This window comes from Stutzerimonas chloritidismutans (genome assembly GCF_051486945.1).
Classification (GTDB): Bacteria; Pseudomonadota; Gammaproteobacteria; order Pseudomonadales; family Pseudomonadaceae; genus Stutzerimonas; species Stutzerimonas chloritidismutans_B.
This window is the reverse complement of sequence record NZ_JAHVDX010000005.1, coordinates 164,312-176,234: the sequence shown is the minus strand read 5'-3', so window position 1 is coordinate 176,234 and position 11,923 is coordinate 164,312. Positions and strand designations below refer to the sequence as shown.

General features: G+C 66.2%; 6 protein-coding genes. 1 reads left to right on the top strand and 5 read right to left on the bottom strand.

Going from position 1 to position 11,923, the window contains the following annotated elements; genetic code table 11:
* Positions 1-59: 59 nt before the first annotated feature.
* The 5 genes from KXR72_RS19030 to ptsP all read right to left on the bottom strand — a co-directional run bounded on the left by KXR72_RS19030 (position 60) and on the right by ptsP (position 10,709).
* On the bottom strand, positions 60-2,384 hold the full coding sequence (locus KXR72_RS19030) for an ExeM/NucH family extracellular endonuclease (RefSeq protein WP_437422662.1): 2,325 nt from the start codon (positions 2,382-2,384) through the stop codon (positions 60-62).
* Between the two features lie 230 nt (positions 2,385-2,614).
* Complete coding sequence (locus KXR72_RS19025; RefSeq protein WP_437422661.1) at positions 2,615-5,008, bottom strand: membrane-bound PQQ-dependent dehydrogenase, glucose/quinate/shikimate family; 2,394 nt, start codon at positions 5,006-5,008, stop codon at positions 2,615-2,617.
* Between the two features lie 120 nt (positions 5,009-5,128).
* Positions 5,129-6,868: a PTS fructose-like transporter subunit IIB gene (locus tag KXR72_RS19020; RefSeq protein WP_437422660.1), complete on the bottom strand. Its 1,740-nt coding sequence runs from the start codon at positions 6,866-6,868 to the stop codon at positions 5,129-5,131.
* Between the two features lie 20 nt (positions 6,869-6,888).
* Entirely contained in the window at positions 6,889-7,827 is a 939-nt protein-coding gene (pfkB, locus tag KXR72_RS19015) for a 1-phosphofructokinase (protein WP_437422659.1), read from the bottom strand.
* A complete protein-coding gene (gene ptsP, locus KXR72_RS19010; protein WP_437422658.1) occupies positions 7,827-10,709 on the bottom strand; it encodes a phosphoenolpyruvate--protein phosphotransferase in 2,883 nt (960 codons plus the stop codon). Before ptsP ends, pfkB begins: the two co-directional genes overlap by 1 nt.
* A 182-nt stretch (positions 10,710-10,891) precedes the next feature.
* On the opposite strand from ptsP, the gene cra reads away from it, so the two are divergent.
* Positions 10,892-11,881, top strand: coding sequence for a catabolite repressor/activator (gene cra / locus KXR72_RS19005; protein WP_437422657.1), 990 nt, complete (start codon positions 10,892-10,894; stop codon positions 11,879-11,881).
* Positions 11,882-11,923: the final 42 nt, after the last annotated feature.

Here is an 11,923-nt window from a genome sequence, read left to right as displayed (position 1 = left end):
CGATCCCTCAACGTCCCGTACAGCCGAGACGTCGAGGATGCTCAGCGTCTAAAGCGCCACTACCGGCCCAAATCCACCCCAATCACCAGCGGATCATGGTCCGACGCCCGATACGGCTCGGCGCTGTACAGCATGCTCTGCTGCCGCGGCGTCTTGAACTCAAGGTTGTAATCCAGCACGCGCGGCTCATCGGCGTTGATATGCCACTCGCTGGCACCCTTCACCTGCGCTGCGAGGCTGGCGCTGGCCAGGCCGTGGTCGAGGTAGCCGGACTGTCCGGAGAATACATAGGAGTAGGCATCCGGGCCGACAAAGCGCGCCAGCAGGTCGGTGTAGCCCGCCGCGCGAATCACGTTGATCGGGTCTTCCTTCGCGTAGGCGTTGAGGTCGCCAATGATCAGGCGGTCCGGATCGTAGGATTGCGTCGGGTCACGCCCCAGCCAATCGACCAGCGCCTGAGCGGCGCGCACGCGGGTCAGGTTGCAGTTGCCCTGCCCGTCGCCCATGTCATTGTCGCCGAGGTCGTCGCAGCTCGATCCCTTGGATTTGAGATGGTTGACCGCCACGGTCAGGCGCTCGCCGGTGCGGCGCTCACGGAAGGTCTGGGCCAGTGCAGGCCGATTTCGGGTGTCGTTGAAGCGTGGGTCGACCGAGCCGTCCAGCACAGCGGCATTTTTATGCGGGGTGACCATATCCTTACGGTAGATCAAACCGACGGCGATCTCATCGGTGCCTAGGCGATTGCGCCGGGGGTCGATGAAGGCGTAGCGATCACCATCAGACGAGGCAGCGTTGAGGGCCGCAACCAGATCGGCGATGGCGCTGTGCTCCCCGTAACCGTCATTCTCGATTTCCATGAGCCCGATGATGTGAGCGTCCGCCCCCAGGATCGCGGCGATGATCTTGTCGCGCTGGCGGTTGAATTCGGTCAGCGAATCGGCGCCGCGCGAGGTCGGGAAGCCCGCGCCGCGGCCGTCGCCGTTGAAGTAGTTGAGCACGTTGAAACTGGCGACCCGCAGGCGCCCTTCGATCGGTTCAGGCGCTGCGGGCCTGGGGTTCTTCGCGACGAATCGCGGCGCCTGCGTGGGCTGCACGCGGTAGCTGCCGGCCAAATAGTGCAGCACGCCACGCACATCGCCCACTTCGTCACCCACGCGTAGCGTGCGATAGGCGTCGAGCTCCGGCGACGGGTAACGGATCGGATCCGGGTTTTGACCACTGCGACCGTCGTCCAGCACGATTCGGTTGAGGTCGTTCTGCGCTTGCAGCTGACGCGCCGGTTCGCCAGGCGAGACCTTGTTGGTCGGGATCCAAAGCCGCCCGCCCGAGGACAGCACCATCTCGCCGTACCGTCCGAGGTCATACACCTCGCTGACGGTGAGGCGTTGAGCGAAGCGCACCTGCATGCCTTCGTAACGCTCCAGCGCATCCGCCGAGGCCAGGGGCAGGCTGATCTGCGCCACGCCGGGTAAAGGCTGGGACTTGGCCAATACCGTGGTCTGCGGCGACGTAATCTCGGTGAGGCCATTGAATTCAGCCACCAGGCCGCGCACCTGCACCCGATCGCCAACCTGCACCTCGACACCGTTGCCGGCACCGTAGATGTACAAGCCCTCGGAGGTCAGCGGGTCGCTGTCGGTCTCGCCGTCCGGCGTCTGGATGAAGAAGCCGCCCAGCTCGCCCTCGGCCTGGAAGCTGGCCACCACGATGCCCTCGACGGTAACCGACTGGTTGACCAGCGGGCTGCTGTCGCCACTGCCCTGCACCTCGGCGATCGCACGCCGGCCGGCATCGCCGCCGCCGGGCTCGCCTTCGCCGCTTTGGCCGAGATGAGCGAAGGTATTGATGGCATAGCCCTGCCACTCGGCCGCCGGGTCGAAGGCATCGCTCGGGTCGCGATCGCCGGTGGTGACGGAGGCCCGGCGCGTCAGGGTGCGGTCGGCCGTCTGCGTCTGCCCAGAGCCCCAGGCGCTACCCGGATCCACACCCACCTGACCGATGCTGTCGAGCACGTCACCGCCAGGCCCGCGCAATACGATCGCGTCGTCGCCGTTGTACCAGCTGCCGCTGCCGCGCTGAGTCGCCAGCGCGAGCAACGCAGGGTCACCGCTTTCATGCGCGACGACATGTACCGCTCCCGGCGCGACTACGCCGCTCAACGGGATGCTGCGGCCGCTGCTGGTCGAGCCGTTGAAGTAGAAGTCGACCCGATAGCCATCCAGAGAGACCGACGCCTCCCCGGTGTTGTAGAACTCGAGCGCCTTGTTGTTCCCGCTCCCCTCCACGTACTCGGAGATCAGCAAATCAGCAGAGGCAACCGCTGGCAGGGCGGACACCAGCAGCGCAGCGGCGAGCGGGTGCGGTCGGAAGAAGGTGCGAGGCATGGGCAAGAAGGCTCCGGAAGTCAGGCGTATTGTCGGTCAGGGTGAAGCGCAAGGCACCCATCGATGTCTCGCTGCACCTGACTTCGCCGGAGCACGAGCGGCCGGCACAGGACGAGCAAGAGGCGAGCACCTCTTGTCGAGGTGATGAGGAAGGGTTTAAGCGAGGCGCTTGACAGTACCGTGACGCCCGGACGAACGGTCACCGGAAAGACCGTCCGCCCGGTATTGCGCTACCGGTCTTCTTTCAAGGTAAAGGCGATCACCGAGTCGCCGATTTTGGTGCCGAACGAGCCATGCCCACCGGCCATCTGCACCACGTACTGCTTGCCGGTTCGCTCGGACACATAAGTGATCGGCGTCGCTTGGCCGCCCGCCGGCAGACGCCCTTTCCATAGCTCCTCGCCGGTCTGCAAGTCATAGGCGCGCAGATAGTAATCCAGCGTACCGCTCATGAAGGCGACACCGCCGGCCGTGACGATCGGGCCGCCCAATGCCGGCGTGCCGACCGGCAGTGGGATAGGCACCGGTGTGCTGTCACGGCTGGTGCCGTTCTTGTGTTGCCAGACTTTCTTCATGGTGCGCAGGTCGAGCGCCGTGACGTAACCCCAAGGCGGCGATTGGCACGGCAGGCCGATAACGGACATGAACGGCTTGAGCGTGACCATGTATGGCGCCCCCAGGTTCGGCTGCAAGCCGGTCTCGCCGCCTCCGGTGCGTTCGTCGGGGTCGACCTCGCTTCGTTTGACCATGGTGGAGACGAACGCCAGGTAATTCGGCGCGCCGAACAGTAACTGCCGGCTGGGATCGACCGCCACCGAAGGCCAATTGAAGGTGCCGACATTGCCTGGGTAAATCAGCGAGCCCTGTTCCGAGGGCGGAGTGAAATCGCCTTCATAACGCAGCTTGCGGAACTGTATGCGGCACATCATCTGGTCCAGCGGCGTACCGCCCCACATGTCACGCTCGCGCAGCGGCTCCTCGGGTGCGTAGCTCACCGCCGAATAAGGCTGGGTGGGCGCGGTGAATTCGCCATAGTCCGTCCCCTGCGGCACGGGCATTTCGTCGACCGGCACGATGGGCTCGCCGGTGCGTCGGTCAAGAATGTACAGGTCGCCGCGCTTGGTGGGCTGGATGATCGCTGGCACCTTGCCCTGCGCGCCGTCCAGCTCGACCAGCGTGGGCTGAGAGGGCAGGTCGCGGTCCCAGAGGTCGTGGTGCACGGTCTGGAATTCCCAACGCACCTCGCCAGTCGCCAGGTCCAGCGCAACGAGCGTGTCGGTGAAGCGTTCGGATTCCGGCGTCCGCGGTTGCGCCCACTGGTCGGGGGTCTGATTGCCGGTGGGGATGAAGACCAACCCGAGCGACTCGTCCGCCACCGACGTGGTCCACCAGTTCGGCGTACTGCGCGTATAGGTTTCGCCTGGCGGCAAGGGTTCGGTGGCATCCGGGTTACCAGGGTCGAAATTCCACACCAGCTCGCCGCTGCGCACGTCATAGGCGCGCACCACCCCGCCGGGCGAGTCCACCGCGCCGTTGTCGGTAATCGAGCCGCCGACGATGACCAGCTTCTCGGTGACCACCGGTGGCGAGGTTGGCAGATAAACGCCAAGTGCATCCTCACCGAGACCAGCCTTGAGGTCGACCACACCCGCATTGCCAAAATCGTCGCACGGCTTGCCATCTTCTGGATCGAGCGCGATCAGGGTGCCGTCGTTGGTCGGCAGAAAGAGGCGGCGCTCGCAGCGCGCTGCAGACTCGTTGCCTCCCGATGGCGGGCCGCTGCGCATGGCGTCATGGAAGGCCAGGCCCCGGCAGGTCATGTGCTGGTAGTACTCGGCATCGCGATTGATGTTCGGGTCGTAGCGCCACAGCTCCTTGCCGGAGTCGGCATCCAGCGCGATGGCGATACTGTGAGGCGTGCAGAGGTAGAGGGTGTTGCCGATCTTCAGCGGCGTGACCTCGTAGGTAAACTCACCCGGATCGTTCGGCCCCGGCAGGTCGCCGGTGTGGTACTCCCAGGCCTTTTCAAGTGTGCCGACGTTCTCCGGCGTGATCAGGTTCGCCGTCGAGTAACGATCACCCTGCTCGGAGCCGCCATAAGCCGGCCATTCACTGTTAGCGCGCCCAGCCTGCCCTTGCGGATCGAGCCCCTGCATCTGTGCGTCGCTGAATTCGCCAGTGATCGAGTGGTAATCCTGCGTCAGCGCATACCCGGCCATCAACGCGCCGGCCAGCAATCCGATCCCGAGCAAACCACTGGCGCCGTCGCGCCAGACGAGCCGGTCGCTCACATAGCGGTTTACGAAAGGCAGGATCAGCCAGAGCCCGAGGATGCACCACAGATCGATCCGCGGCGCCAGCTGCCACCAGTCGAAACGAACCTCGTAAATCGTCCAGGCTAGTGTCGCCAGCAGCAGCAACGCATACAGCCAGATAGCGGCGCGCTTGCGCGCGAGCAGAAGCCCACCAACTACCAGCAGGCCAATGCCGGCCACCAGGTAATACCAGGAGCCACCCAGTGAGGCGAGGTAGCCGCCACCGATCAGCATCGCTGCGCCTAATAACAGGACAACGATGGCCGTAAGGGTGATCCGCAAGGGCCGCGGCCCGTAGTCGATGCTCATGTAACGCTCTCCAGCCATGACAAACGCAAAAAAGCGGATCGAAACCTTTTGTCACAGGTCCGATCCGCCTTCTGTGGATGCACGGCGAAGCGCTTTAGTTCAGCCTTTGTAGCCCGTCTGTCAGGCGGCGGCGCCGATGCTGAGCGGTTGAGCCTCCGGCTTCTTGATCACCGCATAAACGACGCCCGTTACGACGCTGCCGGCGAGGATGGCCGCCAGGTACAGCAGCGCATGGTTGATCGCGTTGGGGATCAGCAGCACGAACAGCCCGCCATGGGGCGCCAGCAGCTTCGCGCCGACCGCCATGGACAGCGCGCCGGTCAGCGCACCGCCGGCGATGCTGGCCGGGATGACCCGCAGCGGGTCCTTCGCGGCGAAGGGAATCGCGCCTTCGGAGATGAAGCAGCAACCGAGCACCAGCGCCGCCTTGCCGGCTTCGCGCTCGGTCTGGGTGAACTTGCGACGGGCGATCAGCGTGGCGATGCCCATGCCGATCGGCGGCACCATCCCGGCGGCCATGGTGGCCGCCATCGGCGCGTAGCTTTGCGAGGCGAGCAGCCCGACCGAGAACGCGTAGGCCGCCTTGTTGACCGGCCCACCCAGGTCGACGCACATCATGGTGCCGAGCAGCAGCCCGAGCAGAATGGCATTGGACGTGCCCATGGTGTCGAGGAACTCGGTGAGTCCGGCCAGCATCTTCGCCACCGGGGCGCCAACGATGTAGATCATCACCAGCCCGGTAAACAGGCTGGCCAACAGCGGGATGATCAGGATCGGCTTGAGCGATTCGACACTGGCCGGCAAGGGAATCCAGCGGCTCACGGCCTTGGCCGCGTAGCCCGCGACGAAGCCTGCGATAATGCCGCCGATGAACCCCGCGCCGAGGGTGCCGGCCAGCAAACCACCGATCATGCCGGGCGCAAGGCCGGGCCGGTCGGCAATGGAATAGGCGATGTAGCCGGCCAACAGCGGCACCATCAGCTTGAAAGCCGTCTCGCCGCCGATCTGCATCAGCGCGGCGGCCAGAGTGCCTTCCTGCTTGAACGCCTCGATACCAAAGACGAACGACAGCGCGATCATCAGGCCGCCGGCAACGACCATCGGCAACATGTAGGACACGCCGGTCAGCAGGTGCTTGTAGACGCCGGTCTTCTCACCCTTCTGCTCCGCGGCGCCAGCGCTGGCCGCCGCGCCGCCACTGAGCACCGCACCTTCAGCCAGTGCACGATCCAACGTCGCCTCGGGCTGCTTCAACGCCACGCCGGTGCCACAACGAAACACCCGCTTGCCGGCGAAGCGGGCCACGTCCACCTCGATGTCGGCGGCGAGCAGCACCACATCGGCCTCCTCGATAGCCTGGGGGTCGAGCACGTTGCGCGCACCCACCGAGCCACGGGTTTCCACCTGCAAGTCATAGCCTTTGCGCACCGCGGCCTGCTGAAGGGCTTCAGCTGCCATGAAGGTGTGCGCGACACCGGTCGGGCAAGCGGTGATCGCCACGACCTTGGGCTTGCCGCCGACAGGCGAGGCGTCTGCCTCATCAGCCTGTTGCAGTTCGGTCGCCGTCTCGTCAGCGCTGCGCAGAAAGCCCTCTGGATCAAGCAAGGCTTCGGAAGGCGTGGACTGCACTACGCGCTTGCCAACGAAACGTTGCAGCGACAGCGGCCCGGTCTTGACCACCACGACCAGGTCGGCGTTGGCGATCTGGGCCGGCGTGAGCGGCGAGCCGATGGCCTTGGGATCGTGGACTTCCACGGCAGTCGACCAGCCCAGACGATGGGCGGCCGCTTCGAGCAGACGTGACGTCAGCACGCTGGTGACCATTCCGTTGGGGCAGGCCGTGACGATGAGCAGATTCATTCCTTCACCTCTTGTTCGATTTATTGGCCCAGCGGCTGGAACTGAACCGCAGTTTCCAGGTCGGCCAGTTGCGCCCGGTCGGTAATCCCGAAGCCCACCTGCCCGACTGCCTGCGCGGCGATCGCGGTGGCATGCGCGAGGGTGCGTTCGGCGGGCCAGCCTTCCAGCAAGCCGTGGAGCATGCCGGCCAGCAACGAGTCGCCGGCACCAACGGTGCTGACCACCTGGACCTTCGGCGGACGCGCGTGCAAAGCCCCGCTCGGCGAGAACCAGTTGACCCCCTCGGCGCCCTGGGAAATCACCACATGCTCGATGCCTTCGCGACGCAACGCCTCGGCCTCGACGGCCAATGCGTTTGAACCCGCGAGCTCGACCCCGCGCGCCTCGCCCAGCTCTTCTTCGTTGGGCTTGATCAGCCAGGGCGTAGCGGCCAACCCTTCGCGCAGCGCCGCACCGCTGGTGTCCAGCGCGACGCGCGCGCCGAGCGCCTTGAGCCGTTGCAACAGCTCGACGAACCACTGCACCTCGATGCCGCGCGGCAGGCTGCCGGCGACGACGACAAGGTCATGGCCGGGCACCAGCCGCTCGAGCCGCGCCAGCAATTCGCTGCGCTGTGCGGCGGCGACGTCGAGCCCCGGGCCGTTGATGTCCGTGACCTGCCCGCCGGCTTCGGCCAACTTGATGTTGCTGCGGGTATCGCCTGCCACGCGGACGAACGCGTCGGCAAAGCCTCGCGCGGCGAACAGCTGCTCGAACGCCTGCGGATTGCCCTCACCGAGAAAGCCGGTGACGGTCAGTTGGTGGCCGAGATCAGCCAACACCTGAGCGACGTTGAGGCCTTTACCGGCGGCGTGCACCTGCAGGCTGTCGCTGCGATTCACCTCGCCCAGGCGCAGCGACGGCAGCCGCACGGTCAGGTCGAGGGCCGGGTTGAGGGTGACGGTCAGGACGCGGGCCATCAGCAATGCTCCCCGACAAAGGCGCGCACCTCATGGGCACCGGGCAGCCTCAGCGCCTGTTGCGCCAACTGCTGACAGGCGGCGAAATCCAGCTCACGCACCCGCGCCTTGACCAGTGCGATGCTGCGCGCCGAGACGCTCAACTCGTCGACCCCCAGCCCCACCAGCATTGGCACGGCCAGCGCATCGGCCGCCAGTTCGCCGCAGACACCGACCCACTTGCCATGGGCGTGCGCCGCCTCGACCGTCATGCCGATCAACCGCAGCACCGCCGGGTGAAGGCCATCGGCCTGGCCGGACAGGCTCGGGTGGCCGCGGTCGATGGCCAGGGTGTACTGCGTCAGGTCGTTGGTGCCGATACTGAAGAAGTCGACTTCCCGGGCCAGCACCGGCGCGATCAGCGCGGCAGACGGGATCTCGATCATGATGCCGACCTGCAGGTCGGCCACCGGCAGTTCGATGCGCAGGCGATCGACCATGGCCTTGGCGGTGCGCCATTCCTCGATATTGCCGACCATGGGAAACATGATGCGCAGCGGACGACCATCGGCCGAGGCGAGCAAGGCGCGCAGCTGGGTTTCCAGAATCTCCGGGCGTTGCAGGCTCAGGCGGATGCCGCGCACGCCGAGAAAGGGATTCTCCTCGGCCGGCATCGGCCAGTACGGCAGCGGCTTGTCACCGCCGACGTCCAGCGTGCGCACCACCAGCGGCCGACCGTCGAGGGCGTCCAGCACGCGGCGGTATTCGGCTTCCTGGGTCGCCTGATCCGGCGCCTGGGCATGGTCCATGAACACCAGCTCGGTGCGCAGCAGGCCGATGCCTTCGGCGCCCATCGCCACGGCGTCTGGCGTTTCGCCGGCAGCACCGATGTTGGCGGCGATCTCCACCGCATGGCCGTCGCGGGTAACCGCCGGCTCCAGCCGTCGCTCATTCGCCAGACGCTTGCGCTCCTCGCGGGTGGCGCGTTCGCTTCGGGCCTGATCGAGCTGCGCGTCGGTCGGCGAAATCAGCAGCTCGCCGCGTTCGCCGTCGAGCAACAACAGGGTATTGGGTGCCAGCCCGAGCACGCCCGGCCCGGCGCCGACGATGGCTGGAATACCCAGCGCCCGCGCGATGATCGCGCTGTGCGAGGTCGCACCGCCGCCCGCGGTGAGGATGCCGGCGACCCGTTGGGCATTGAGCGTGGCGACGTCCGACGGCGCCACTTCATCCATCACCAGAATGTAGGGTTCATCCGGCGCCTGCTCGGCCTCGACGCCGGTCAGACAGGCCAGCACGCGGCGGCCCACATCACGCAGATCAGCTGCGCGCTCGGCCAGCAGCTTGTCGTGCAGCGCCTCCTGTTGCTGCGCCGCGCTTTCGATTTCCTCCATCCAGGCCGCTTCGGCGCTCAGGCCTTTCTGCAAGCGTACCTGGACTTCCTCGCGCAGCGCCGGGTCCTTGAGCATCGCCTGGTGGGTAGTGAAGATGTCGCGGATGCTGGCGACCTGGCTTTCCTGGATCAGCACGCCGATCTCGCCGTGAACCTTCTCCAGCGCCGCATCCAGCCGCTGCAGTTCGACCGCTGGAGACTCGCCGCGCTGGGGGTAATCGATCACCTGGGGTTTGCGCACCAGCACCGGGCCGATGGCGATGCCGGGCGACGCGGCGATGCCGTTCACCTGCTCACCGGCGCGCAACGCGGCCCGCTCGATGACCGACTCAGCCGGCCCCTGCGCCATGACAGGCGGCTCGCTCGCCTCGCCAGGTGCCGGCAATGGCTCAACCTCCTCGCCCAAGCCGTCTTCGACCGCTCGCACCAAGGCCGGCAGTGCATCGCCGGCAATGGCGGGCTCGGCCATGAATTCCAGAATTTGACCGCGCTGCGCGCCCAGTGCCAGCAGCTTGCTCAGGCTCTTGGCCGACACACCGGCGCTCTCGCTGCCGGCCAGGCGCACGCGGATCTCACCCTCGAAGGCCTGGGCAGTTTCGGTCAGGGTTTTCGCCGGGCGCGCGTGCAAGCCATGGGCGTTGGCCAGCGGCACCTGGGCGCTCGGCCAGTCGGCGGGCACCTCACCGCCGAGAGCCTCGAGTACGGTGCGGCTGGATGTCGCCTCGCTCAGTTCCTGCCCGCGCCCTTCGATAAGCAGGTTGCACAGCCGTTCGAGCATGGCCCGGTGCGCTTCGCCGAGGCTGGCCAGGACGAACAGGCCTTTGAGCGGTTGATCATGATGGTGGAGGTCGGACGCCGGCGTGACGAAGGCCAGCCCGGGGCGCTGCACCGACTGCTCGCTGCTCAGCCACCACAAGCCGTCGCCCAGCGGCAGCGCCTGGTTCAGCGGCAGGCTGGCATTGAAACCAGGCTCCACGCACTGCGCACGCTTGAGCAGCTTGACGCCCTGCCATGCCAGCTCATCGAAGTCGTCAGCGGCAACGCCCAGCCCGACCAGTTCGCCATCCAGTGCCAGCGCCTGCGGTGCGCCCTGCAGCAGGTCGATGATCGCCTCGGGGCTCTCGGCCTTCTGCAGCGCCTCGCTCAGATCACCCTCGCCCAACGCTCGGGTCAACAGCTGCAACAGCCGCAAGTGCTCGTCCGAGCGCGCGGCGATGCCGATGGCGAGGTACACCTGCTGGCCGTTGCCCCAGTCCACACCGGCGGGAAAATGCATCAGCCGCACACCGGTGGTGAATACCTGATCGCGCGTCTCCGGCGTGCCATGCGGGATGGCGATGCCCTGCCCTAAAAATGTCGAGCCCTGCGCTTCCCGCGCGCGCAACCCGTCGAGGTAACCGGGCGCCACCAGCCCGTCGGCGACCAGCACCTCGCCCAGCAAGGCCAGCGCCGCGGTTTTGTCCGCCGCGATCTGGTGCATGTGGATGTGCTGTGCATTCAACTCAAGCATGGAGAACTCCTTGCGGGCTCGCGTTTGTCATTGTCGTGGGCGCTACGCCGGTAGGGCCCTTACCCTGGGCCGGCGCTTATGACCGGGCGCTTGCTGAAACGTTTCACCAAAGGCTGGCACATTACTCAACATTGGGTAATTCTAGAAGCCCGAGTTCACACCACCCGTCTCAGGACCATCCGTTGAAACTGACCGACATCGCCCGCCTCGCCAACGTCTCGGTGACCACCGCCAGCTATGTGCTCAATGGCAAAGCGGCGCAGCGGCGCATCAGCCAGGCGACCGTGGAGCGGGTGCTGGCGGTGGCCGATCAGCAAGGTTTCCAGCTTGACCAGCAAGCCGCCGGGCTGCGCCGCGGGCAGTCGCGCACCCTCGGCTTCATCGTTCCGGATCTGGAAAACCCCAGCTACGCACGTCTGGCCAAATTGCTTGAGCAGCGCGCGCGGCAGCGCGGCTACCAGCTGCTGATTGCCGGCACCGACGATGAGCCGGACACCGAGCGTCAGGTCGTCCAGCTGCTGCGCTCGCGCCGCTGCGATGCGCTGATCGTCGCCAGCTGCCTACCAGACGACGACCCGAGCTATCGCAAGGTGCAGGCGGCTGGCACGCCGGTGATCGCCCTCGACCGTGCGCTGGATGCCGAGCACTTCTGCTCGGTGGTCAGCGACGATTGCGAGGCAGCCGCCCTGCTCACCCACTCGCTGGCCGTTCCGGCCAATGCGCATATCGCCTTGATCAGCGCATGCCCGGCATTACCCATTAGCCAGCAGCGCGAGGAAGGTTTTCGCCAGGCACTTTCGCAGCACAGGGGGAAAGTCAGCATCCTGCGTGCCGAACAGTTCAGCCGTGCCTGCGGACGCGAGCAGATGCTCGATCTGCTCGATCAAGGTCCGCTGCCCGAGGCGCTGATCAGCACCGCCTACGTCTTGCTCGAAGGCGTCTTCGATGCGCTGCGCGAGCGCGACCTGCTCTGGCCGGAGCGCCTTCGGCTGGCCACCTTTGGCGATGCGCAGCTGCTGGACTTCCTGCCCATTCGGGTCAACGCGATTTCCCAACAGCACGAGCAGATCGCCGAGCGAACCCTGGAGCAGGCAATCCGCGCCATCGAGCACGGCGACTATCGCCCCGGCGTGATTGCGATCGAACGTGAGCTAAAAGCGCGCCGGCTCTGAAGCGTTTCACCAGTCGTAGGAGCCAGCTTGCTGGCGAAGCTT

Excerpts from the sequence above, each read along its gene's own strand:
- KXR72_RS19030 (WP_437422662.1), bottom strand. The coding sequence starts at position 2,384 with ATGCCTCGCACCTTCTTCCGACCGCACCCGCTCGCCGCTGCGCTGCTG.
- KXR72_RS19020 (WP_437422660.1), bottom strand. The coding sequence starts at position 6,868 with ATGAATCTGCTCATCGTCACGGCCTGCCCCAACGGAATGGTCACCAGC.
- pfkB (WP_437422659.1), bottom strand. The coding sequence starts at position 7,827 with ATGGCCCGCGTCCTGACCGTCACCCTCAACCCGGCCCTCGACCTGACC.
- KXR72_RS19025 (WP_437422661.1), bottom strand. The coding sequence starts at position 5,008 with ATGAGCATCGACTACGGGCCGCGGCCCTTGCGGATCACCCTTACGGCC.
- ptsP (WP_437422658.1), bottom strand. The coding sequence starts at position 10,709 with ATGCTTGAGTTGAATGCACAGCACATCCACATGCACCAGATCGCGGCG.